The organism is Hymenobacter seoulensis (assembly GCF_054780535.1).
Genome location: NZ_BAAGWD010000001.1, coordinates 889,548 through 911,363, shown reverse-complemented (window position 1 = coordinate 911,363; position 21,816 = coordinate 889,548). Strand labels below are relative to the sequence as shown.

Sequence of the window (21,816 nt, the reverse complement as noted above, 5' to 3'; positions counted from 1 at the left end):
GAGCTGTCAGATACGAAGGCTAGGGCAGATGTTAGAGCTTTTTTGCTGCCACGCCTTCGTTGGTGATTTTCACCGGTTGAATGCGACCCTGGCTATCAAAGTACATCCGCTCGATGCATGTGACGCGGTGGTTCTGGTCGGTTTCGGTGAGGGGGCGGCGGTGGTACACAATATACCACTCATCAGTGCCCGGCACCTGTAACACGGAGTGGTGGCCGGCGCCGGTAGCCACGGTAGGGTCTTGCTGCAGGATTTTGCCTACCCGCTGGAAAGGACCTAGCGGCGAATCGGCCACAGCGTACGCCACGGAGTAGTCGGGCCCGGTCCAGCCGCCCTCCGACCACATAAAGTAGTATTTGCCGGCGCGCCGGAACATAATCGGCCCTTCTACATAGCTCTGAGGCGTGATTTCCTTGTAAACAGAGCCATCGGGGAAGGGCAGGAAGCCAGTGAAATCGGGTTTGAGGCGCGTGATGTTGCAGTGCGACCAGCCGCCGTAAATCATGTAGTACTGCCCGTCTTGGTCCTGAAACACAAACTGGTCGATGGGTTGGGCGCCGTTGTGAATGTTGCCGACCAGGGGTTTGCCCAGGTAATCTTTAAACGGGCCTTCCGGCCGGTCGGCCACGGCTACCCCAATGCCGCCTACTTCGCCCTCGTGCACATCATTCGCCCCAAAAAACAGGAAGTACTTGCCGTCCTTCTGCACCACGGCAGGCGCCCACATGGCCCGCCGTGCCCACTTTACGCTGGTAGTGTCAATGATGCGCGGGTGCTTGGTCCAGTGCACTAAGTCAGACGACGAAAACGCATCCAGGAACACCTGCTGATTATAGGGCGCCGAGTAGGTAGGATATACCCAGTATTGCTTACCGAAAATGGTGGCTTCGGGGTCGGCGTACCAACCTGGGAACACGGGGTTTCCGCCTCGTGCGGGGGTAGTAGCCGGCTTGGCCGCGCGGGCCGCAGGCGCGGTCGATTGAGAAAACGCAGCTGAGGAGAGGAGCAGGCTGAGCCCCGCGCCCAGCAAGAGTTGTTTCTTCATGGGGCATAATACATTTAATATTCAGGAATGCCGCACGCAAGCGGTTGACGGGCGTGGCAGGGGTAGTGCCAGCACGCCATTGTTGGCTTTGAGCTTGCTAGCCAAGCGTTTATCTTCGCCCATGCTCGCTACCCCCGCCACCGCCCCAAACCCCTCCATGCCCGAGTCTGGCCTTATCCGCACGCCACGGGTGCAGGCGGTGGATATAGTGCGCGGCCTCGTGATGGTGATTATGGCCCTTGACCACGTGCGGGAGCTCTGGAGCCCTACGGCCATTCGGCCCGAAGATATGGCGCACACCACCGCGCTCTTATTCTTTTCGCGCTGGATTACGCATTTCTGCGCGCCCACTTTTGTGTTTCTTTCCGGCGTAAGCATTTGGCTGCAACAGCAGAAAAAGGCGAGCAAGGGTGCTACCAGTCGGTTTCTACTTACGCGTGGGCTATGGTTGCTGCTGATGGAAGTAGGACTCATTACCTGGCTGTTGCAGTGGAGCTATGATCTGATTCTGCTACAGGTGATTTGGGTAATTGGGGGTGGAATGGTGGTGTTGGCCGGGTTGCTCTGGCTGCCTCGTTCTGTGCTGATAGGGCTGGCCGCGCTTATTCTGCTGGGCCACGATACGCTGCCATTTACGCAGCCTGTAACCCCGGCAAATGCTGGCTGGGCCATGGTGTATAATAGTCCGTTTGTGCTGACGCTGGAGCCCTTGCCGCCGCTATTGGTGGCCTACTCCATAGGCCCTTGGCTAGGAGTACTGTTGGCCGGATACGCCCTAGGGCCGTGGTTTGCGCAACCGCTGCCCGAACGAAGAAAACTGCTACGCCGGGCTGGCGCGGGCCTACTGGGGCTATTTGTGGTATTGCGCTTCACTAATTGGTACGGCGACCCCTCGCCCTGGAGCGTGCAGCCTCGGGGCTGGGGTTACACAGTGCTGTCGTTTCTGAATGTGAGCAAATACCCGCCATCCTTGCTGTTTGTGTCATTGATGCTGGGCGTATCGTTGCTACTGCTGAGCCAACTGGAAACAGCAGACAACCGCGTGGCCCGCTGGCTCCGAACCTTTGGGCAAGTGCCGTTTTTCTACTACCTGCTGCATCTGGTGCTCATCAGTGGCGGAGCCTGGCTCTGGACGCGCTGGGCGTTTGGGCACCCCATCAACCTAGGGTTTACGCCATCGGCTTCCTGGCCCAAGGAGTACGAGCCCAGCTTGCTGCGCGCCTACGTGGTGTGGGCGGTTGTGGTGGCCTTGTTGTATGGGCCCTGCAGCTGGTACCGGCGCTTCAAGCAGCAGCACACGTATTGGTGGCTTTCTTACCTGTAAGCAAGGTTTGCGGCCAAACAGGGGCTAGTGTATGACGCGTGTTTTTAAGTGCACTCTGAATCAGAGCTTCTCGCCGCAGCGCCAGCAGAACTCGGCATCGGGGCGGTGGTTTTGGGCCTGACAGACGTGGCACACTACCTGTTTGAAAGCGGGCGGTTCGGTGGACCGGCCACCAACGGGTTGCGCCATCTGGGCTGAGACGATGCCAGTGGGCACGGCAATGATGGCGTAGCCCATAATCATCAGCACCGAGGCCAGGCTTTGGCCCAGCACAGTAGCAGGCGAAATATCGCCGTAGCCCACGGTGGTCATCGTCACGATGGCCCAGTAAATGCTTTTTGGGATGCTGGTGAAGCCGTTTTGGCCGCCTTCCACCACATACATAAGCGTGCCCACTACCACCGCCAGTGTTACTACGGAGCTCAGAAATACCAGAATCTTGAAGCGGCTGGCCCGCAGCGCCGACAGGATAAACTCGCCCTCGCCAATAAACTGCCCCAGCTTAAAAATGCGGAACACCCGCAGTAGTCGTAGCGTCCGAATCACGAGCAGGTAGCGGCTGCCCGTCAGGGCTAGTGCCGCCAGCGCAGGAATGGTGGAAAGAAAGTCGATAATGCCCAGCAAACTAAAGGCATACGCCAGAGGCCGCCGCACCACCACCAGTCGCATCACATATTCTATCAGAAACAGGCCCGTAAATATCCACTCCACCATCCGCAGCAACGCACCATACCGGGCATTAATGCTCTGGACGCTTTCCAGCATCACGGCCAGCACGCTTAGCACAATGGCCACCAGCAGCACAATATCAAACAGCTGGCCCGCCCGGGTGTCCGACTCAAAGATGATACTGTAAGCCCTTTGTTTCCAGGGAGAAGCGGTGGCGCGGGGGCGTATATCCATAAAGAAGCAGATGCCGGCCGCACCTTGCCGCGGCCGGTTGTGTATGTCGGGCTTACGCAAACAGGGCGTGGCAAGACGAATTTTGGTGTGTATACTACCTTGATAGAGCCAAGGTATTATCGTTCTGGACCTGGCAAGCGGCGGCCCCTACCTGTGTTGTACTGGAACGGCGCTATCCTACCGAGATGGCGCTTCTGTAGGGCACTAACTGCGGGCCAATACTTTAATCAGGGGTGGTCTGCTAAACTGCTTATTTATGGCTGAGGGAGTAATTTATGCAGACCTTCCCTTCTGAGAGTTTAAAAAGCCTCTCAACCATATCCAGCTGCTGCACAATCTGATTAAGGAATCCGAGCTTCTGCCCCTGCCACTTATGGTGCTAAGTTCAGGCACACTGTATGGCAAAAAACAACACCTTAGTTCCGGAGCGGCTGTTTGTTTTCCTTTAATGGGAATTAGAGCTATAATCAACAGCTACTGGCAGTAGCTTATACCACGGTAAATGTAGCGAGGCTTTTGTAGCATGTGCTACCATTCTGCCCCTATATTGCTGTAGTAATAGTACAATCATGTTCTTTTTTATCAGCGGTTTTTATGCGTAACATTATTACTCTGTGGAGCCTTCTATTGGGTGGGCTTTTCCGCCCGGCCGTAGCCCAAAAGCCTTTGGAAGTGGTCATCGTGGGCACCTCTCACTACAACGGTGACCCTGATGCTAGTTACCGCCCTATTATCAATAAGCTTAAAGCCTACCGGCCGGAGCTGGTTTTTGGCGAATATCTTGCTCCCCAGGATGCCCGGCAACTGCCAGCCAGCCAGTATGAGGCCACGCCCTACCAGCGGCGTTTGCTATATCTGAAGCGCCGCGAGCTGCAAACCCCACCTCTAAATGACAAGGCGGCTACGACCGTGCGCCGCCAGCTGCGCAAAAATCCGCAGTTGCACCAACAGCGCGTAAATTTGGCCCGTTACTACGCCTTCAACTACGACCGGGGCAATGCCGAGTATCAGCTTTATCAGCTGGAGCAAAACTCTAAAAGCAACTTGAGCCCCGCTGATAAAGCGTATTACACTCAGGCGTTCGGGTCTGCCGATTCCTTGTATAAAGCGGCCAAGCTGGTGCGCCCGCTCACAGAGTACCACCGCATTTTCTTCCCGCTGCTGCAGGAGCTAGGCCAGGACCAGATTTACAGCATGGACTGCCAGCGGTACGGTGAGGCTTTCAATGAGGCTTCCGGGGAAGCGTACGGCCAATTCTTAACCCTGCAAGCTGCCTTCAAGGTCGATTCCACGACGCCGCAGGCGGCCACTTTTCGGCAGATAGCCAAAGCCAAGCCCGCCTATTTTGATTACCTAAACGCGCCCACAACCACGGAGGGAGTATACAAGGTCATGAACGACCCCGCTTTTGGTAAATTCAACGACGATCTGAACTTCTTCGGCGATGCCCCACTGTATGGGGCTCCGGGCTTCCCAACCGAAGCCGTGAAAAAGATGAAAGCCCAGTGGGCGCTCCGCAACCAAGGTATGTGCGAAAACATCGTGCGACGGGCCCGGGAGCAGGGAGCCCGCCGGGTAATGGTAGCTGTTGGCTCGGCTCATGGTCTGGTGATGCAGCGCATGCTTGAAGCCATGCCCAACGTGCGGGTGCTAACCTACAATGACCTTCCTTAAGCTGGGGTAGCTACCTGATCTGGAAACGCCAGCCCCGTACAACAGCGCAGGACGCCCGAATATTCTGGGCGGCTGCTACACGGACCGCATGTGCCCGGTTACCGCGACTTCGTCAGTACCTCGCGCACCCCTGTCCATCGGATGTCGGGGTAGCGGGCATTATCCAGTGGGTCTAGTTTGGGCAGGCCGCTAAACATATTGTGCAGGTACTGCATGCCCTGCCACGGCGGAAATACGTCGTCGGAGGCGGGCATCAGGGCTTTCGTGACCTTGATAACGGTAGCGAAGGCACCTAGGCTTCCAACCCGAAACAGCTTAAATGGCTGCCCGGTAGCGGCCGTAGCAGCTGCCTGCAGCCCACGGATGCTGGCCACTTCGCCGGCTACGCGCAGGTAGCGGGGGGTAGTGGCATCGAGGGCGGCGGCGGCCGTGAATTCGGCGGTGTTTACCATAGTCGTGAAATCGAGCGGCTGATCGGCGTCGCCCCAGTATACTACCCGCCGTGGGCCCTGCAACACTACCGGCGCCTGCCCAGTCAGCAAATCTGTGAACATGCCATTGAGGATGGAGGTGGCCTGAATAGGGGTCTGGTCGAGGTGGCGCTGAAACTCCCGGCGCAAATCCAGGTTGCGGTTTGAGCCCTCGGGTAGCCTAGTAAAATCGATGGAGAAGTCGGAGGGGATGAAGCGGGGCACGCCCGCCGCTACGGCCGCCGCCAGTAGGCGCGTTTGCAGGTCCACAATCACCTCGCGCAGCCCCGATACGGCCGAAACCACGCAGCTTGCACCGGTGCAGGCCGTGGTAAGCGCCGTTACATCGGAGTAGTTCACTTCCACCACCGTTACGCCCTGCAGCCGCAATGAGGTGGCCTCGGCTTTGGTGCTGGCGCCGGGCCGCACCAAAGCCCGCACCGTGGCGCCGCGCTGGCGCAGGTGGTGGGCAATAAGTAACCCGAGGGCTCCGGTAGCGCCCGCCAGGACCACGGTGGCTGGCTCGCTAGGGGTGTTGGGGGAGGAAACAGGCGTATGGGCTGCCATCATCAGGAGTGGGTTGTAAGGCGTCAAGCTATGTAACGGGTCGGGCGACTTGGCAGCACAACGGGCCCTAGGGGCCTGGCCAAGCTCAACCGAGAGCTGGTAATACCGTGGGCCCGGCCGGAAGGTTGTGGGGGTAGCGCTGACCGGAAGGCTAGCGGGAGTAGTAAAACTCCCGGATAAGCGAATCCTGGAGGGCTATGCCGCTGCGCTGCGCCGTACGTAGCATCAGGGTGTGGTCGGTAAGCTCTTCTACCGTCTCAATTCGGCTGTTTAGGATACCGGCGGCAATAAATAACTTTTTGCCCTGGCGCGTGTACGGCTGAATGAGCGGCCCCGAGAGCCGGGGGCTACGATAGGCAATGTCCTGCGCTGAAATCTCAATGGAGTTGCCAGGCTCCGATTGATAGGAGGTGGGTTGTGTAGGGCCGAGATACGAGGTTTGCAGGATGGTGTAGGATTTCTGGACCCAGCGGCCTTCCAGCTACGCCGGTTCATCCTTCTGACAGCCAACGCAAAAACCCGATAGCACCACTACTGCTGCAACGAAAGCCTGTTTCATACGCGAAAGGTAGGCTATTTGGCAGGCGGAAAGAGTCTGGTTTTCTGTTGCTGCAAACTTTATTCGCTGGCCTCGCAAGCGCTAGGATAGCTGCGAAGCCGAACCGTTGGTACCGCCTTATGGTGGAGCTTGATAGTTCGCTTCTGAATCGTTAGCTTACTTAGGAAGATGTATTCTTAGCGCCGCGGCTTGTTAAGTTGGGGCATGCATATCCGGATATATCGTGTTGGCTGTGCACCATATTGTCTACCAGAGCAATGCCGTGGGCCTGCCCACCCCTGCAGAACTGAAGTTTCTGCTGCAACAGTCACGCGCTAACAACAGCCAGTTGGGCATTTCTGGTGTGCTGCTGTACGGCAATGGCGACTTCCTGCAGGTGTTGGAAGGGGAGAAGGAGGTGGTACATGAGATGTACACCACCATTCAGGCCGATTACCGCCATACTAATGTCCTGACCCTTTCCGACGGGCCCATCACGAAGCGGGTTTTTCAGGAGTGGTCCATGGGGTTTCAGATGTTAACGGATGAAGATTTCAGTCGGCTCAAGGGCTACTTCAACCCCTACCGGTCCAACTTTCTGAATGCCCTGCTACCCGATATTGGAGAAGGAATGCTGATTCTGCTCAAGTCGTTTGTGGTCAACGCCGAGTCGCAGTACTAGCGCTGCCCAGACGGCAGGCGCACGGGTGGCACGCATCGGCCGCATTCCATAGCAGTTAAAGGGAGCCTGAGCGCGGGCTTTTCGTTGTAGCGCCAGGCGGAGTGTTGGGCTTGGGGGTATTATGAAGCGCCACAGTAAGCTACCCGGGGCCTGAACCTACGTACGCTAAGGAAAGTAACCGCTGCTACCCAACCCCACGCGCCCATGAGCCAGCTTCCCTTCGCTGCAGACCACCCCTTCGGGTTTGGCTACCTCCCTTCAGAGGCCAAACCCACTGCCCGCACACTGGTACGCGGCCTTCTGCTGGGGGCTGCGCTGCTGGCTTCCTGCTCCGATGAGAAATCCAGCCGCAGCTCCGAGCTTCGGACCGATGCAGCCACTACCCCTCGAGAAGACCAGAACGCTACTACTGCCCCTGCCCCAAACCCCGATGATAGAACCGAAGTAGACCACCCAATGCGTGCGGAAAACCGCTACCGCGTGGTAGTGGAAACGGCCTACTTCTACGACTCGCCAAAGCATACCAAGCCCAACGGCAGATACCTACTCCGGGGCGACGTGCTGTATGGTGAGGAGCAGCAAGACGGCTTCGTCAGGACGCGATTCAAAACACCGAACGGCGCTACGGTTACGGGGTGGCTGAAGGCTGCTGAGCTTGGACGCCTGGCCGCCAGCCCCAGCACCATGGAAGCGCAAAACCGCACCCGCCCAGTTGACCGCAAGCCCGCTGCAAGCACTGAGCCCACTGAGTTTAGCTATGAAATGGAACCGCCCAAAGAAGCACCTGCTCCAGCCCCCAGAGCTAGCATAGCCAATGCCAAAACAGCGGTAGTGCAGGCGGCCAAATCATACTTCTACAATTCCGCTGATCTAAGTCAGCCCCGCAAAGCCCATTGCGTGCGCGGCGATAAAGTAAGGTTGGGAGAGGAGCGCGGCGAGGCGGTATACGTGACGTTCACGAACTGGGAGAACGTGACCAGCACCGGCTGGATGCGCAAAGACGCCCTGCGCCCGGTTCGGTAAGTGCGCAGGGGTAGCAATGATGCCGGCCTGCTACTTTGGGTCAGCCTGGGCCAGCCGCGCCACCCAGTCTGCTTCCGTGGTCAGCTTGGGCCCCTTTAGGGCGGGGGCTAGTGCAGGAGCGGCGGCCGTAAGGCTTTTCATGTTCAGCTTCACCGGAACCACCTCGGCATTCGGCCGGCGCACATAGTACACCGATACGTCCTCTACCTGCGCCGACTGGACATCAACTCCGTAGCCGGAACGTACGGGAGCCTTGCGCACGGCCTTCAGGTGTTGCTTAAGCAGTACGTACTTGCCCTCGTGCAGCACTTCCACAAACTGGGTGCGGTGCTGCTGCACGGGGGCCTCAGTAAAGCGCCGAAATACTCTGCTGCGCACCGGGCTGGTAGCCGTGGCGGGCTCCTGCAGCACAAAGCTGAGCAGCAGCCTATCATCCAGTTGAATGGAATCTGTAGAAGTGCCCACCTTGCGCATGATGAGGCGCTGATTCAGCACATCGTACTTAAGTGGTACCGGCGCCAGTGGCACCTGGTTGCTCATCGTCAGGTTGGCCTGGAGCCAGCGCTTATCTGCGTACGGCGAGCCCTCAACGCCATCGGTACGCCCCATATAGATAGGGGCTGCCGCACCGGTACCCAATGCGTTAAGGTTCGATTGCCCTGCAGCTCCTACCTGCTCAATATTAGCCTGTTGTGCCTGCGCAACCGCGCCTGATAAAATCAAAGGAAGTAGGATAAACCACCGCATAGTACTTGATAAAAAAGGCGCGTTTTGATAGAGTGCCCAGCTAATTTAGTACTATTTGCGCACTGTAGAACTGCTTTTTGCTAGGCCACTGGCGCACCTGAACCCCAATCAACCCACCTTCACTCTCCAGTTGATAGGTTTAAGGCAACCTCTTGGCTAGTAGACCGGGAATTGCCAGGGTGAGAGCAGGCCGGGTAAATTACTTGCTACGCCACATCAACTGCAATGCAAGGACGGTGAACTGATTGATAATGAAGTGAATGTAATGCGGGCGATGCCTATTTGGCTACGTGCTTACACTAGTGGAAGCAGTGGGGTAGAGCGGCCATACTGAGAGTAGGGGAGGGGGTTTGAAAAATAAAGCCTATCTTTACATCGTTAAAGGCAAATCGCCTCGTGTCACTATCATTAATTCGCGTGTTGAATTAACAATAGGGTTTCGCTGCTGGTTGCTTCATCATCATTCACTCCTAGCATCATGCAGACAGGAACCGTAAAATTTTTCAATGAAACCAAAGGCTTTGGTTTCATCAACAACGCCGCAACTGGCGAAGACATTTTTGTACACGTAACCGGCCTCGTTGACGAAATTCGCGACAACGACAAGGTTGAGTTCGAAGTAGAGCAAGGCCGTAAAGGGCTGAACGCTGTTAAAGTGCGTCGCGCTTAACTGACCTTCTCCTTCGTAGAAGATAAGAAGCATGCCTTAGGGCATGCTTCTTTTTTTATGCCTATATCTGGTGCGCGAAGCAGCCTGTGAGCCTTTCACTAGGCCTAAACTAGAGTAAAAGTGGCTTTGGTAGCAGCCTTACGCAGCAGATGCTAGCCCGCCAAAACCTTTTTAACGCGTGATGCTTGGTAACATCATGGCTGGTTGTGTGATGCCAGGTAGTGCGGAGCAACAAACAAGCAGTCAAGTATAAGGAAATGGTTTTTCAGGCTTTGTAAACGCTTTTTCATGCACGACGAGCACCAATCTGCTTTTCCCGCTCATACCTTCCGCCGGGCCGATGAAACGCCGGACGCTCTGTTTTACCAGCAGCCGCGCTTCGTAACGCACCTTGATGCTGCCGCAATTGAGGCCGTGACCCAACTGTACCGCGAATATTTCCCGGCGGGTAGCGAGCTACTAGACTTGATGAGCAGCTGGGTCAGCCATTTGCCAGCTGAGGTACCCTTTAAGCAAGTAGTAGGGCTAGGCATGAACGCCGAAGAGCTGGCCGCCAATCCAAGGCTGACTTCTGCCGTTGTGCAAGACCTCAACCAGCAGCCTGCTTTGCCCTTCAGCACTAATAGCTTTGACGGGGCAGCCATTTGCGTTTCCATTGACTACCTCACGCAGCCGGTGCAAGTGCTGCAGGAGCTGGCGCGAGTGCTGCGCCCACAAGCGCCGCTGGTCATTACGTTTTCCAACCGCTGCTTTCCCACCAAAGCAATTGCCGCCTGGCACACCCTCGATAGCCAAGGCCACCTGGCACTAGTGCGGCGATACCTGGAAGCGGCCGGAAATTGGAACCCCATCAAGCTACTCGACCGCAGCCCCAGACCACATGGCGCCTCCAACCCGTTGTATGCCGTAATAGGCAGGGTTGCCAAGCCCTGAGGCCCTAGTGTAAAAACCACTATCTCATAGAGAATAATATTTTAATAAATACTGGTATAGTTCAAAAATTATAAAAAGGCTTGTTTAGTCAAAATCAGGTTTCTTCACCCATAAGCCCTGTGTTTGGGTAAATAGAGTTAATAGTTGATTAAGTGCGATATAAAGCATGAATGAAGATTTGGCTTCCATACTATTTTGCTTAAAACGGCATTAGCAAACATTAACACAAAACCAATGAATGGTGTGTTTTAAGGCCATATTTGTAAAATAGTATTCGTAAAAATATTATACTTAAAGGAAACGTGGGGTAAATGCTAGATATTTGAGCTTCTATACCGCGCACCCACCTCATGCAATCTACCAATACGGTCTTTCTGGTTCGGCCCACTCGCTTTGCGTTCAACGTTGAAACAGCCTGGTCCAACCATTTTCAGCGGTTTTTGGCTGGCTTGGATGATGAAGCAATACAGACGCGGGCTTTTGCCGAGTTTGATGCGGTAGTGGCTACGTTGCGGGGGCGGGGCATCCAGACCCTCGTGTTCGATGATACGCCGGAGCCGCACACCCCGGATGCTGTGTTCCCTAATAATTGGGGTACCTTTCATCCCGATGGCCGGGTGCTGCTGTACCCTATGTGTGCCCCCAACCGCCGTCCCGAGCGCCGCCCCGATATTTTGGAGGCACTGGGCGAGCAGTTTGCTATCCGAGAGGTGCTTGATTTATCCGATTTCGAGCAGCAAGGCAAGTTTCTGGAAGGCACAGGCAGCATCATTTTCGACCATGTGCACCGCGTTGCGTACGCTGGGTTGTCGGCCCGGACGGAGCTAGGCTTGTTTGAGCAGGTGTGTGAAACGCTAGGATATCGGCCGGTCCCTTTTCGCTCTTGCGATGCACTGGGTCAGGAAATCTACCACACTAATGTTATGATGTGCGTAGGAGCCCAGTTTGCAGTTATTTGCCTGGAGAGCATCCGGGATGCGAAAGAGCGCGCCGCTGTAGAAGCCTCCCTCACCGAAACCGGCCACCACATTATTGATATTACGCTGCAACAGGTGCGGGCTTTTGCGGGCAATATGCTCACGCTGCAGCCCTCTACCGGCCCCGAGCTGCTGGCTATGTCGCAGAGCGCCTATAACGCCTTAACCTATAAGCAGCGCCAGCAACTCTCCCGCTACGCCGAGCTACTGCCGTTGTCTATCCCAACCATTGAGAGCATCGGAGGCGGTAGTGCGCGGTGCATGCTGGCCGAGATTTTTCTGCCGGCGCGGGCCTCGTAGCGCATCGGGCGTGAGCTGGCAAAAGGCAACTGTGCTACCCAATAAAAGCACGGTAATCCTGCCGGAATTTAGGGTTTACGGGAGCTATAAGGGCGGTTTGGGTGTTGTAACTAGCTATGACCGAACCCCAGCTGTTTCCTTCTCTTGACCTGCTTCCGGCGGCGCCTCAGCCGCGTACGCACTCCGCCAAAGTGTGGCTGCCCAAACGCGTGGTGTTCACTCCCGATGCCCTGGAGCAGCCGTTTGGCCAACAGATTTTAGAGCGCGTTACGGCCCACGGGCTGGAAGTAGAGCTGCTGAAAAGCAACCGCCTGACCGGCGTGCGCGGCGACGATGCCCGGGATACGTACCGCCGCGCCAAAAGTACCTTGGCGGTGGTGTGCGCCCCACCCGGCGCCCTGCGGCTGCAGCCCACGCCACCTTCCGCCGACTGGCAGATGAACTTGGCGGAAGGCTGCCCGGCTCACTGCCAGTACTGCTACTTGGCAGGCAGCTTATCGGGGGCGCCGGTGGTGAAGGTATTCGCTAACCTGCCCCAGCTTTTGCAGAACACGGCCGCCTATGAGCAGCCCAACCGACTGACCAGCTTTGAAGTGAGCTGCTATACCGATGTGCTTGGCATTGAGCACCTGACAGGCAGCTTGGCCGAGTGCATCCGATATTATGGCGAGCGGGAAGGGGCTAGGCTTCGTTTTGTAAGCAAGTTCGATCAGGTAGATTCCCTGCTGCAGTTGCCGCACCACGGGCATACTAGGGCCCGCATCAGCCTGAACGCCGAGTCGGCGGTGCGGCGGCTGGAAGGAGGAACGGCCTCGGTGGCAGCGCGACTGAAGGCGTTGCGCCAGCTGGCCCTTCCTGCAGAGCAGGGTGGTGGGGGCTATCCGGTGGGCGTGGTGCTGGCTCCTATTATGCCGATGCCGGGCTGGCAGCAGGAGTACCGCGACCTGCTTGACCGCTTAGCCGAAATCCTGGACTTTCCCTGCGACCTTACCGCCGAATGCATAACCCACCGCTTTACGCCCGGCTCCAAAGAGGTGCTGATGCAGTGGTACCCGAACACTACCCTCGATTTGGAGGAGGCCTCGCGCGCCGTAAAGCGTAACAAGTTTGGTGGTACCAAATTCGTGTATCAGCCTGATGAGATGCGCACGCTCAAGCAATTTTTTGCTGAGGAATGGCAACTGCGCTTTCCCAGTGCTCCCCTGCTGTACTGGACGTAAAGCGCGGTTGAGGCCTGTTTCGTGAAAAGTAAGAAAGCCCGCCAGAACTACATCTGGCGGGCTTTTTTTGGTGGCGGTACTGATTTACTAGGCCTGCGTTGGGGTTGGAACCTCCGTTAGACCTAGTACCACATTAGTTCGGGCACGAAGCTCTTCTACCAGCTGTGGCTCCTGGTTCAGGTCTTTGCCAAAGGAAGGAATCATTTCCTGGAACTTGGCTTGCCACTCGGGAGTGCGGGCGCGCTCCGGGAAGCACCGCTGAATTAGGCCCACCATAATGCTAACCGCCGTAGAAGCACCCGGCGAGGCGCCCAGCAGCGCCGCAATGGAGCCATCAGATGCGGCTACTACCTCCGTGCCGAACTCCAACACGCCGCCTTCCTTCGCATCTTTCTTGATGACCTGCACGCGCTGGCCGGCGGTTTCTAGCTGCCAGTCTTCGCCGCGGGCTTCGGGCAGATACTCGCGCAAAGCCGCCAGCCGGTCTTCCGGCGACTGCCGCACTTGGTTGATGAGGTATTTGGTGAGCGGCATGTTTTTCAGGCCCGCAATAATCATGGGGCGCATGTTGCTCAGCTTCACCGAAAGGGGCAAATCTAAGTACGAGCCTTTCTTGAGGAATTTGGTGCTGAAACCCGCATAGGGACCAAACAGCAGTTCCTGCTTGCCGTTAATCACGCGGGTATCGAGATGAGGCACCGACATGGGCGGCGAACCCACGGAGGCCTTGCCGTACACTTTCGTGTGGTGGCGGGCAATAACTTCAGGATTAATACACTTCAGCCACTGTCCGCTCACGGGGAAACCGCCAAAGCCACTGCCTTCCGGAATACCCGACTTGATGAGCAGGGGGAGGGAGCCGCCGCCCGCCCCGATAAATACGAACGGCGCCCGGATTTTGACGGTGGTATCATCGGTGAGGCTTTGGGCTTTCACGCGCCAGAGGCCGTCGTCCTTGCGGCGGAGCTTATCCACGTCGTGGTGGAAGTAGAACGATACGCCGGGCTTCTGCTGGAGCAGGTTGAACATGCCGCGGGTCAGGGAGCCAAAGTTGACGTCGGTACCCAGGTCCATGCGGGTGGCGGCCACGGTTTGCTGCGGGTCGCGGCCTTCCATTACCAGCGGCATCCAGTCGCAGAGTTCGGCACGGTCCTGGCTGAACTTCATGCCCTCAAACAGCGGCGACTGCGTAAGCGCGGTGTGGCGCTTGCGCAGGAATTCCACGTTTTTCGGGCCCCACACAAAGCTCAGGTGCGGAATGTGGTTGATAAAGCGCGTTACGCCCGTCACCTGGTATTTCTCTACCAGATACGACCAGAACTGCTTGGACTGCTCAAACTGCTCGGCAATTTTAATGGCCTTGCTGATATCAATGCTGCCATCGGCCTTTTCAGGCGTGTAGTTTAGCTCGCAAAAAGCCGAGTGGCCGGTGCCAGCGTTGTTCCAGGCATCGGAGCTTTCAGCGGCGGCTACATCGAGCCGCTCAAAAATGGCAATAGTGAGGTCGGGTTGCAACTCCTTGAGCATCAGGCCCAGGGTTGCACTCATGATTCCGGCTCCAATCAGCACCACATCGGCGGTGAGAGGAGCAGCGCTATCGGTAGTGCTCATGCGTATTTCAGAAATAGGACTTACGAAGTACGGGTAAAGTCAGAAAAAGTAGCCTTTGTTTGAAAAGAAACTACTGCTGACTTTCCATCAACCACCTTGGTAGTGCTGATTGATTGGCGGTTACAACAGCCAGCCGAGCAACTCTGTTCCGTGGTATTTCACTAGCGCTGGCTGTACTGTTCTGCTGTCATGCCACCTTATTGGCCAAAATGCCACAAACAAAAACGCCTGGCGTGACGCCAGGCGAAGTAATGAGGTTGCAAGGTGAGCAGGGGCTAGGGATGGAGTGCCCGGAGCCATAGGGCAAACCCAAGTGCGGCTGCAGCTATAACCACCATGAAAGTATAAATCACCCGGTTTTGCCGGTCTTCAAGTTCATCGTGTTTCATGTTCTGAGGGAAAAATGTGCAACGCTCCCAGAACAAATACCCGGCACACTAGTATGCTAGGCGGCTTCGTTGATGGCAGCCTGGCGTTCGGCCTGATACTGGGCTACCAGCGGTGTGCTGGCTACTACAATCGTAGCAAAGCCCTTCGGCATTTCAGTGTATACCAGCCGTACTTGCGGGTTAACCCACTGCTGGCTAGGAGTGGCGGCCAGTTGGCTTGGCCCGTAGGTGCGGGCAAGCAGCGTCTGGATGCCCTGGCAATTGGTAGCGCCCAGCACCCGCAGCTCAATGCAGCACAGCAGCCCTTTGTAAAAGCCATAGCTGATGCCCGTTACCTGAAAACCACCCACGTTCAGGGCTTCATCGGGGCGGGAATAGTACGTGATGGAGGAGGGGGTAGCGCGCCGTTCAGGCACTAGGTGCTGAAAACGCCGCAGGGGCGTGCCCAGCCATGCCGAGCGCAAATCCATAGCCAACTCCTTTTCCCGCTCCAGCGCCGCCGCCGATTTAGGAGGTACGCCCGTACCAGCCAGCACCGTAGCCGGAGCAGCACTCAACAGGAGCAAAAGAAAGACAAGGCAGTGCTTCATGCGCGGACACCTAAGCCAAAGCAGGTCAGTGACCTGAATTAGAAAGTGGGAAGGTACAGAAAAGCACGGGGCAATACGAGTAAAATATTGGCTTTTGTGCCCCACTACCCTCCGCCAGCGGCTGAACCGTAGTAAAAAGCGTTCCTGCGGCGTTATTAGCAGTAGCAACATTTAGGCATCAGGGGCGGAAGGGTGTGCTACCCCGGTAGCTCAACCAAAATGACTACGCCCCGTTTGCCATTCGATTACTGTGCTCCTAAGTGGCATTGCATTGCCTGCAGGGCGCTGCAACGGTTTTACAAACGGTTTGAGGTATGAATCTGGCAGGAAATACGGTTTTGATTACAGGCGGCGCCTCCGGTATTGGGCTGGCCTTGGCGGAGCGGTTTATGCGAGCGGGCAGCACCGTGCTGGCGGTGGGCCGGCGCGAGGACAAGCTACAGGAAGCCCGGCAGCAGCTCCCGGGCCTGCACACGCGGGTCTGTGATGTGGCGGTGGCTGCCGAACGGGTGGCCTTGCTGGCGTGGGTGCAGCAGGAGTTTCCGCGCCTGAACGTGCTAATAAATAACGCCGGCATTCAGCGTCGCTTTCAACTTACTGAGGAGGAAGAGTGGGAAACCCGCCGGCAGGAGCTGGTGATAAACGTGGAGGCGCCCATTCACCTGAGCACGCTGTTTATTCCGCATTTGCTACAGCAGGAGCGCCCGGTACTTATCAACGTCACCTCGGGGCTGGCCTTTGCCCCCATGGCTTCGGCCCCGATTTACAGCGCCACCAAGGCGGCCCTGCATTCCTTCACACTGTCACTGCGCCACCAACTGGCTGCTACACCCATTAAGGTGCTGGAAATAGTGCCGCCCGCCGTGAACACCGACCTGGGTGGGGCCGGGCTGCACACCTTTGGCGTGCCCGTACATGACTTTGCTGACTCCGTGATGCAACGCCTGGCCGCCGGCGAGGAGGAAGTGGGCTACGGAACCTCGGAAGAAATCCGGCAGGCTTCCCGCCAGCAACTTGATGCCCGCTTTCAGCTGATTAATAACCGCTAACAGCTACCAGGGCAACAGAAAGGCCGACCCAGCATGCGCTTCGTCGGCCTTTTCGTGTTGTGGCAACCTAGTAAAAAGTAACCGGGTGCTTCTAATTTACTAGGTGGTTACTGGTGCTGAACCTACCGGCGTTTGGCTGGTGGGATGCAGGGCGCGCCACTCGTGCTGCAGCATGCTCATCTCAATCAGGCTCCAATATTCGCCTTCGTACTTAAGAATGTCGCGCGAGCGGCCTTCAGCGTGCATGCCGGCCCGGGTATAGGCCCGAATGGCGGCTTCGTTGAAGTCATACACCCCCAGGTCGATGCGGTGCAGGCTGAGCTGCTCAAAGCCGAAGCGTAGGGTTTCGGTGAACATGCGGCTGGCCAGGCCGCGGCCGCGCTCCGAGGGGGCAATAAACACCCGGCTGATGCGCGCCGAGGAGTTTTTCTGGCTGATGCTGCCCAGAGAAATATGGCCCACTACGCGGCTGGTGGTACTGTCGATGGCCTTAAAAATAAATACATCGGAAGCGGCCACATCGTTGGTGTCCTGAATGTACCACTCCAGTTTGTCCGCCGTGAGGGGGTAGTTGAACATCGGGCCCGACCAGTTCATGAGCAGGTGCGGGGAGTCAATCCAAGAAATGAGTTGGGAGAAATCGGCAGGGGTGAAGTATTCGAGCTGAATCATGAAGCAAAAAACGAAGAGCCATCAAACCAAAAGCGGCGTATGCACCGCTCCTTGATGGGCTCCCAATCTGCTAAGGTAGAGCTTAACGGATGAGTTCCCGCATCCGAATTTCCTATTCCATGGTTGAGCTGCTGGCGGCGGTAAACGGCTGGTCGGTGGCCTCGGTGAGGGCCCGGGTTTTGGGCAGCGCGTGGGGGTAGTGCTGCTGAATAAAGTGCACCATTTTCTCGCGCACATCACAGCGCAAATCAAAGGCGCGGCTGGAGTTGGAGGCGCTTACCAGGCACCGCAGCTCCAGGGTCCGCTCCTTGGAATCCGTGACCTGCAGCACGCACACCCGCTGGTCCCAAAGCGGATTTTCGGCCACAATTCGTTTCAGCTCCTCGCGCAGGGCGTCCACCGGAACGGTGTAATCGGTATACAGAAACACGGTGCCTAGTAGCTGCGAGGCCGTGCGCGTCCAGTTCTGGAATGGCTTCTCAATGAAGTAGTTAAGCGGCAATACCAGCCGCCGCTCGTCCCAGATGCGCAACACCACATAGGTAAACGTAATTTCCTCGACCCGGCCCCACTCGCCCTCTACCACCAGCACATCATCCAGCCGAATGGGCTGGGTAAAGGCAATCTGGAAGCCGGCCAGCAGGTTGCTGATGGAGCGCTGGGCCGCAAAACCCACGATAACCGACGCAATACCCGCCGAGGTGAGCAGTCCCGTCCCGATTTTGCGCACTGTGGCAAAGCTCATCAGTACCAGCGCAACGGCCACAAAGATGATAAGTGAAACCACCAGCTTCCGGACAAACTGCAACTGCGTAAACAGCTTGCGAACCTGCAGGTTATCGTCGTCGGCGAGGCGGTAGTGGTGCAGCACCAGGTCTTCTACCACATCCACGGTTTTCACCAGGCCCCAGGCAAAGGTGGTCAGCAGGCCCGTTTCTACCAGGCGCCGGGCCACTTCCAGGGGGCGCGCATTCAGGGCCGTAAGCGGCAGCATAAACGAAAGCACCAGCACCGGAAAAAACCAATTGCTAGGCTGGCTCAGGTGCCGAAGTACGGAGGTAGCCAGCGGCGTTGGCTCGCGCCGGTTATAGGCCGCCAGTAGCCAGAAACACACTTTTTTCAGAAACCAGCCCGCAAGTAAACTGCCTACCACTACGCCTCCGGTGTGCAGAATCCGGCGTAGGGTTTCCAGGTCAGTAAAGAATTCAGTCATAGGTGCAACAGCGCCGCGCAGAAGTGGCCGCGGCGGCCAACGAAGCCTTTTCTACCGGAAAGCTACTGGAAAGGTTAGCGCACCTGCGCGCCCCGCGTCAGCAGCTCCTGCCGGGCGCGGGCATATCCTTCAACGGAAATAGCGCGGGTGGCAGCCTCCAGAACCGTAACCTCGAAGCCTTCGCGCAGCGCATCCAAGGCCGAGAAATTCACGCAAAAGTCGGCGGCGAGGCCACAGAGGTGCACTTCGCGCACGCCTCGGCCGCGGAGGTAGTCGGCCAGGCCGGTGCTTTTGCGATGGCCGTTGTCGAAGAAGCCGCTGTACGAGTCGATTTCCGGTGAAGTGCCTTTGCGAAATATGGCCTCAATCCGGTTCTGCTCTAGCCGGGTGCTAAATTCCGCCCCGGCGGTGCCCTGCACGCAGTGGTCAGGCCACAGAGTTTGGGGCAGGCCGTGCAAGTCAATCTGGTCGAAGGGCTGGTGGCCCGGATGCTGGCTGGCAAAGCTTTCATGCCCAGCGGGGTGCCAGTCCTGAGTGGCTACTACTAGGTCATAAGTGGGCTGCAACTGGTTAACCAGCGGCAGAATGGCGTCGCCGTCGGGAACAGCCAGCGAGCCGCCGGGCACAAAATCGTTCTGGATATCAATCAGCAGTAGCGCTTTCATAGGCAACAGGTACGAAACAGGGATTAGGGCTTCAATATTAAGAAAGCCACCGCTTATACGAGCCCAGGCGCTAACGTTGGCTGCCCATGTAGGGCTTCCCCCTGATTCCTGCCTACCTTGCAGCCGCTGAGCGGCAGCAGGGCCGCTATAATTGGTTTTGCATTTCTGATGGCAGGTTACATTACTCCGCGGGTTTTTGGGTTGATTGGGTTGCTGGCATTGCCCTTCGGCACCTTGGCACAGGCGCCAGCAGAGGCCCGCGCCGTGGCCGGTACGCAGGTGTGGCTGGTGCCGCCCGCCGGATTCAGTGCCACGCCCGGCCTTACCGGGTTCCGGAAGGGCGAAGCTGCCGTGCAGGTGTTCGACCTGAAAGGCGGCAACTACCACCGGCAGGCGGCAGGCTTCAACCAGGCTCGGTTCGAGGCGAGGGGTAGTAAAGTGCTTGACTTTAAAGAGATAAACGGCGCAGCCTACCCGGCCCGGATGGCGCGGGTGCGGCTTTCGCCCACGCAGGAGTCCATGCAGCTCCTGTTCGGCGACTCCACCTTTGCCGTGCTGCTCGATGCCCGCTACCCCGCCGCCGATACGGCCACGGCCACCGCTTTGCGCCGCAGCCTGCTTTCAGCTACCTACCAGAAGGCAGGAGCTGGAGAAGTGGCTTCGGCGGCTACGGCCGTGTTTGCGCTGGAAGAGAAAAAGTCGCCGTTTGCGTTGGCCGAGGCCAGCTATGGCACCTATACTTACACCCTGGGCGGGCAGCGCAAGCCGGATTACGGTACGGAGCCCGTGGTGGTAGTAACCACCCACGCCTACAATCCGTCGCTTACGGCCGCCTATATCAGCCAGCAGGCCATGAGCCGCCGCGCCGGCCTGACGGGCTATACGGCGCGCAAAATGTCGTCGTCGAAAGTAAACGACTTGGTAACCTACGAAACCGAAGGCTATGCCCAGTTGCAGGGGCAGCGGGTGCTGGTGTATCAGCAGGTGAGCATTATTGGCAGCACGGCCGTGGCTTTGCAGGGAATTGCCCGCCAGGATTTCGAGACGGCGCTTACCAACTTCAAAAGCCTGACGCACACCATCACGCCCCGCAAGAAGTAAGCGCTACGCAGGCCCCGTAAACGCAAATTGCCGCAGCAATTCCCAGGGCCCGCCCCGGTAGGCCCACAGCCCAAGCCCCGTTCCTAGCCCCGCAAACGGCGCAAACCGACCGGAGAGCTCTTGGTGCAAAGCGCGGGCTACTTCTGGTAATACTTTGTTCTGCACCGTAATGTGGGGCCGCAGTGGCTGCTTATCCTGGGGTGTAAGCCAGCTAGCCCATTCCTGCTGCAGCTGCTTGTGCAGGGGGCGCAGCCGTGGGTTTTCCAGATCATAGGCCACGCCCCTGCCCAGAAACCGCAGGCCCGTAACGGCAAGCGGCAGCGGTGGCGTGTGGGCAGCAACCTCTTCCAGATGAGCTTCAATGACCGTTTGCTCCATCCCGGGCAAGTGGTGAAACAGCGTCACGTGGGCTTGCAAGTAGTTGCGCTCCGGCGGGAAATGCTGCTGCCGCAAGGCATTGAACAGCTGTTGCGTGGGTTCGTCGAGCGTAAGCGTCAGGATCAGGGGCGCGTCAGTAGGGGCAGGCAGGGGCATACGGCAATGAATAAGACTCCAGACACGTACGGGAAACCTGGGTATTAGGCTTGTATGCGCCAGGTTGATATCTTTCGGAATGCCCGATGAGCCCGACTACCTCGACCTGAACCGTACCCTGTGGAACGCCAAAACCGAATACCATCTGAACTCTGCCTTCTATGATGTGGCCAGCTTTCGGGCGGGCCGTTCTTCACTAAATCCCATTGAGTTAGAGCTGCTGGGAGATGTCAGGGGGCAGCGCATCCTGCATCTGCAGTGTCATTTCGGGCAGGACTCGCTTTCCCTGGCGCGGCTGGGCGCGGCCGTAACCGGCGTCGATTTAGCAGACCAGGCCATTGCCGCCGCCCGGCAGCTGGCTACGGAACTGCATCTACCGGCGGAGTTTTTCTGCTCCGATGTGTACGAGCTACCCCAGGTGCTGCCCGCTGAACCCGGCTTTGATGTGGTATTTACCACGTACGGTGTGTTGGGCTGGCTGCCCGAGCTGGATAAATGGGCCTCCGTGGTGAAACACTACCTCCGCCCCGGCGGCAAACTGGTGCTGGTGGAGTTTCACCCTGTCGTCTGGATGTTTGATGAGCAGTTCAGCCGCGTGCAGTACAGCTACTTCAACCGCGAAACTATTGAGGAAGAAACCACCGGAACCTACGCCGACCATGCGGCGCCCATTACCAACCGTTCCGTCTCCTGGAACCACGACCTGGGCGAAGTACTAGGCAGCCTGTTGCGGCAAGGCCTGCTGCTACGCGACTTTCAGGAGTACGATTACTCGCCCTACAATTGCTTTGCGGGGCTGGAGAAGGTAGCGCCCGGCCGCTTTCAACTACCACAGCACGCCAGCCGCCTCCCAATGGTCTACTCCGTGGTGATGGAAATGCCGCTGCATTAGCCCCTCTATAACGCCAAACCGGCCGCC

The 21,816-nt window shown here is 57.5% G+C and carries 21 protein-coding genes; 11 read left to right on the top strand and 10 right to left on the bottom strand.

The window, feature by feature from the left end:
* Nucleotides 1-31: 31 nt before the first annotated feature.
* Complete coding sequence (locus tag ACYVHC_RS03935; protein ID WP_460612364.1) at nucleotides 32-1,045, bottom strand: glycoside hydrolase family 43 protein; 1,014 nt, start codon at nucleotides 1,043-1,045, stop codon at nucleotides 32-34.
* Nucleotides 1,046-1,166: 121 nt separating this feature from the next.
* Between ACYVHC_RS03935 and ACYVHC_RS03930 the strand changes: the two genes are divergently transcribed.
* Nucleotides 1,167-2,369 carry a DUF1624 domain-containing protein gene (locus tag ACYVHC_RS03930; RefSeq protein ID WP_460612363.1) on the top strand — a complete coding sequence of 401 codons (1,203 nt, stop codon included), beginning with the start codon at nucleotides 1,167-1,169 and terminating at the stop codon, nucleotides 2,367-2,369.
* A 60-nt stretch (nucleotides 2,370-2,429) separates the two neighbouring features.
* Here the strand turns inward: ACYVHC_RS03930 and ACYVHC_RS03925 are convergent, their stop codons facing one another.
* Nucleotides 2,430-3,272, bottom strand: a complete 843-nt coding sequence (locus tag ACYVHC_RS03925; protein WP_460612362.1) for an ion transporter — start codon at nucleotides 3,270-3,272, stop codon at nucleotides 2,430-2,432.
* A 594-nt stretch (nucleotides 3,273-3,866) separates the two neighbouring features.
* Here ACYVHC_RS03925 and ACYVHC_RS03920 point away from each other — a divergent pair.
* Nucleotides 3,867-4,946: a DUF5694 domain-containing protein gene (locus ACYVHC_RS03920; protein WP_460612361.1), complete on the top strand. Its 1,080-nt coding sequence runs from the start codon at nucleotides 3,867-3,869 to the stop codon at nucleotides 4,944-4,946.
* A gap of 98 nt (nucleotides 4,947-5,044) precedes the next feature.
* Here ACYVHC_RS03920 and ACYVHC_RS03915 read toward each other — a convergent pair whose 3' ends face one another.
* Entirely contained in the window at nucleotides 5,045-5,986 is a 942-nt protein-coding gene (locus tag ACYVHC_RS03915) for an NmrA family NAD(P)-binding protein (RefSeq protein ID WP_460612360.1), read from the bottom strand.
* A 788-nt stretch (nucleotides 5,987-6,774) separates the two neighbouring features.
* On the opposite strand from ACYVHC_RS03915, the gene ACYVHC_RS03910 reads away from it, so the two are divergent.
* Both ACYVHC_RS03910 and ACYVHC_RS03905 read left to right on the top strand, forming a co-directional pair.
* Nucleotides 6,775-7,203 carry a BLUF domain-containing protein gene (locus tag ACYVHC_RS03910; RefSeq protein WP_460612359.1) on the top strand — a complete coding sequence of 143 codons (429 nt, stop codon included), beginning with the start codon at nucleotides 6,775-6,777 and terminating at the stop codon, nucleotides 7,201-7,203.
* Nucleotides 7,204-7,407: 204 nt separating this feature from the next.
* On the top strand, nucleotides 7,408-8,226 hold the full coding sequence (locus ACYVHC_RS03905) for a hypothetical protein (protein ID WP_460612358.1): 819 nt from the start codon (nucleotides 7,408-7,410) through the stop codon (nucleotides 8,224-8,226).
* 30 nt (nucleotides 8,227-8,256) lie between these two features.
* Here the strand turns inward: ACYVHC_RS03905 and ACYVHC_RS03900 are convergent, their stop codons facing one another.
* Complete coding sequence (locus ACYVHC_RS03900; protein ID WP_460612357.1) at nucleotides 8,257-8,835, bottom strand: hypothetical protein; 579 nt, start codon at nucleotides 8,833-8,835, stop codon at nucleotides 8,257-8,259.
* 616 nt (nucleotides 8,836-9,451) lie between these two features.
* Between ACYVHC_RS03900 and ACYVHC_RS03895 the strand changes: the two genes are divergently transcribed.
* The 4 genes from ACYVHC_RS03895 (at nucleotide 9,452) to ACYVHC_RS03880 (ending at nucleotide 13,073) form a co-directional block, all read left to right on the top strand.
* Nucleotides 9,452-9,643: a cold-shock protein gene (locus ACYVHC_RS03895; RefSeq protein ID WP_460612356.1), complete on the top strand. Its 192-nt coding sequence runs from the start codon at nucleotides 9,452-9,454 to the stop codon at nucleotides 9,641-9,643.
* Between the two features lie 288 nt (nucleotides 9,644-9,931).
* Nucleotides 9,932-10,576 carry a class I SAM-dependent methyltransferase gene (locus ACYVHC_RS03890; RefSeq protein ID WP_460612355.1) on the top strand — a complete coding sequence of 215 codons (645 nt, stop codon included), beginning with the start codon at nucleotides 9,932-9,934 and terminating at the stop codon, nucleotides 10,574-10,576.
* Between the two features lie 350 nt (nucleotides 10,577-10,926).
* A complete protein-coding gene (gene ctlX, locus ACYVHC_RS03885) occupies nucleotides 10,927-11,853 on the top strand; it encodes a citrulline utilization hydrolase CtlX (protein WP_460612354.1) in 927 nt (308 codons plus the stop codon).
* A 116-nt stretch (nucleotides 11,854-11,969) separates the two neighbouring features.
* On the top strand, nucleotides 11,970-13,073 hold the full coding sequence (locus ACYVHC_RS03880) for an SPL family radical SAM protein (protein WP_460612353.1): 1,104 nt from the start codon (nucleotides 11,970-11,972) through the stop codon (nucleotides 13,071-13,073).
* Nucleotides 13,074-13,160: 87 nt separating this feature from the next.
* On the opposite strand, the gene ACYVHC_RS03875 is transcribed toward ACYVHC_RS03880, so the two are convergent.
* Together ACYVHC_RS03875 and ACYVHC_RS03870 are read right to left on the bottom strand one after the other, a co-directional pair.
* Nucleotides 13,161-14,684 carry a malate:quinone oxidoreductase gene (locus ACYVHC_RS03875; protein ID WP_460612352.1) on the bottom strand — a complete coding sequence of 508 codons (1,524 nt, stop codon included), beginning with the start codon at nucleotides 14,682-14,684 and terminating at the stop codon, nucleotides 13,161-13,163.
* A 445-nt stretch (nucleotides 14,685-15,129) separates the two neighbouring features.
* Nucleotides 15,130-15,630, bottom strand: a complete 501-nt coding sequence (locus ACYVHC_RS03870; protein WP_460612351.1) for a hypothetical protein — start codon at nucleotides 15,628-15,630, stop codon at nucleotides 15,130-15,132.
* A gap of 347 nt (nucleotides 15,631-15,977) precedes the next feature.
* On the opposite strand from ACYVHC_RS03870, the gene ACYVHC_RS03865 reads away from it, so the two are divergent.
* Nucleotides 15,978-16,712, top strand: coding sequence for an SDR family oxidoreductase (locus tag ACYVHC_RS03865; protein ID WP_460612350.1), 735 nt, complete (start codon nucleotides 15,978-15,980; stop codon nucleotides 16,710-16,712).
* Nucleotides 16,713-16,811: 99 nt separating this feature from the next.
* Here ACYVHC_RS03865 and ACYVHC_RS03860 read toward each other — a convergent pair whose 3' ends face one another.
* The 3 genes from ACYVHC_RS03860 to pncA all read right to left on the bottom strand — a co-directional run bounded on the left by ACYVHC_RS03860 (nucleotide 16,812) and on the right by pncA (nucleotide 19,262).
* Entirely contained in the window at nucleotides 16,812-17,384 is a 573-nt protein-coding gene (locus ACYVHC_RS03860) for a GNAT family N-acetyltransferase (protein WP_460612349.1), read from the bottom strand.
* A gap of 112 nt (nucleotides 17,385-17,496) precedes the next feature.
* Nucleotides 17,497-18,597: a mechanosensitive ion channel family protein gene (locus ACYVHC_RS03855; RefSeq protein ID WP_460612348.1), complete on the bottom strand. Its 1,101-nt coding sequence runs from the start codon at nucleotides 18,595-18,597 to the stop codon at nucleotides 17,497-17,499.
* Nucleotides 18,598-18,671: 74 nt separating this feature from the next.
* Complete coding sequence (gene pncA, locus ACYVHC_RS03850) at nucleotides 18,672-19,262, bottom strand: nicotinamidase (RefSeq protein ID WP_460612347.1); 591 nt, start codon at nucleotides 19,260-19,262, stop codon at nucleotides 18,672-18,674.
* Between the two features lie 168 nt (nucleotides 19,263-19,430).
* On the opposite strand from pncA, the gene ACYVHC_RS03845 reads away from it, so the two are divergent.
* Complete coding sequence (locus ACYVHC_RS03845) at nucleotides 19,431-20,363, top strand: hypothetical protein (protein WP_460612346.1); 933 nt, start codon at nucleotides 19,431-19,433, stop codon at nucleotides 20,361-20,363.
* A gap of 3 nt (nucleotides 20,364-20,366) precedes the next feature.
* Here the strand turns inward: ACYVHC_RS03845 and ACYVHC_RS03840 are convergent, their stop codons facing one another.
* Nucleotides 20,367-20,897 (bottom strand): 2'-5' RNA ligase family protein, encoded by a 531-nt coding sequence (locus tag ACYVHC_RS03840; RefSeq protein WP_460612345.1) that lies wholly within the window; start codon nucleotides 20,895-20,897, stop codon nucleotides 20,367-20,369.
* Between the two features lie 79 nt (nucleotides 20,898-20,976).
* Between ACYVHC_RS03840 and ACYVHC_RS03835 the strand changes: the two genes are divergently transcribed.
* The gene (locus ACYVHC_RS03835; protein WP_460612344.1) at nucleotides 20,977-21,789 is read left to right on the top strand and encodes a class I SAM-dependent methyltransferase; all 813 of its coding nucleotides are present in this window, start codon (nucleotides 20,977-20,979) and stop codon (nucleotides 21,787-21,789) included.
* Nucleotides 21,790-21,816: the final 27 nt, after the last annotated feature.

Coding starts and splice junctions, on each gene's coding strand:
- ACYVHC_RS03935 (WP_460612364.1), bottom strand. CDS start 1,045: ATGAAGAAACAACTCTTGCTGGGCGCGGGGCTCAGCCTGCTCCTCTCC.
- ACYVHC_RS03930 (WP_460612363.1), top strand. CDS start 1,167: ATGCTCGCTACCCCCGCCACCGCCCCAAACCCCTCCATGCCCGAGTCT.
- ACYVHC_RS03925 (WP_460612362.1), bottom strand. CDS start 3,272: ATGGATATACGCCCCCGCGCCACCGCTTCTCCCTGGAAACAAAGGGCT.
- ACYVHC_RS03920 (WP_460612361.1), top strand. CDS start 3,867: ATGCGTAACATTATTACTCTGTGGAGCCTTCTATTGGGTGGGCTTTTC.
- ACYVHC_RS03915 (WP_460612360.1), bottom strand. CDS start 5,986: ATGATGGCAGCCCATACGCCTGTTTCCTCCCCCAACACCCCTAGCGAG.
- ACYVHC_RS03905 (WP_460612358.1), top strand. CDS start 7,408: ATGAGCCAGCTTCCCTTCGCTGCAGACCACCCCTTCGGGTTTGGCTAC.
- ACYVHC_RS03900 (WP_460612357.1), bottom strand. CDS start 8,835: ATGGGGCGTACCGATGGCGTTGAGGGCTCGCCGTACGCAGATAAGCGC.
- ACYVHC_RS03895 (WP_460612356.1), top strand. CDS start 9,452: ATGCAGACAGGAACCGTAAAATTTTTCAATGAAACCAAAGGCTTTGGT.
- ACYVHC_RS03890 (WP_460612355.1), top strand. CDS start 9,932: ATGCACGACGAGCACCAATCTGCTTTTCCCGCTCATACCTTCCGCCGG.
- ctlX (WP_460612354.1), top strand. CDS start 10,927: ATGCAATCTACCAATACGGTCTTTCTGGTTCGGCCCACTCGCTTTGCG.
- ACYVHC_RS03880 (WP_460612353.1), top strand. CDS start 11,970: ATGACCGAACCCCAGCTGTTTCCTTCTCTTGACCTGCTTCCGGCGGCG.
- ACYVHC_RS03875 (WP_460612352.1), bottom strand. CDS start 14,684: ATGAGCACTACCGATAGCGCTGCTCCTCTCACCGCCGATGTGGTGCTG.
- ACYVHC_RS03865 (WP_460612350.1), top strand. CDS start 15,978: ATGAATCTGGCAGGAAATACGGTTTTGATTACAGGCGGCGCCTCCGGT.
- ACYVHC_RS03860 (WP_460612349.1), bottom strand. CDS start 17,384: ATGATTCAGCTCGAATACTTCACCCCTGCCGATTTCTCCCAACTCATT.
- ACYVHC_RS03855 (WP_460612348.1), bottom strand. CDS start 18,597: ATGACTGAATTCTTTACTGACCTGGAAACCCTACGCCGGATTCTGCAC.
- pncA (WP_460612347.1), bottom strand. CDS start 19,262: ATGAAAGCGCTACTGCTGATTGATATCCAGAACGATTTTGTGCCCGGC.
- ACYVHC_RS03845 (WP_460612346.1), top strand. CDS start 19,431: ATGGCAGGTTACATTACTCCGCGGGTTTTTGGGTTGATTGGGTTGCTG.
- ACYVHC_RS03840 (WP_460612345.1), bottom strand. CDS start 20,897: ATGCCCCTGCCTGCCCCTACTGACGCGCCCCTGATCCTGACGCTTACG.
- ACYVHC_RS03835 (WP_460612344.1), top strand. CDS start 20,977: ATGCCCGATGAGCCCGACTACCTCGACCTGAACCGTACCCTGTGGAAC.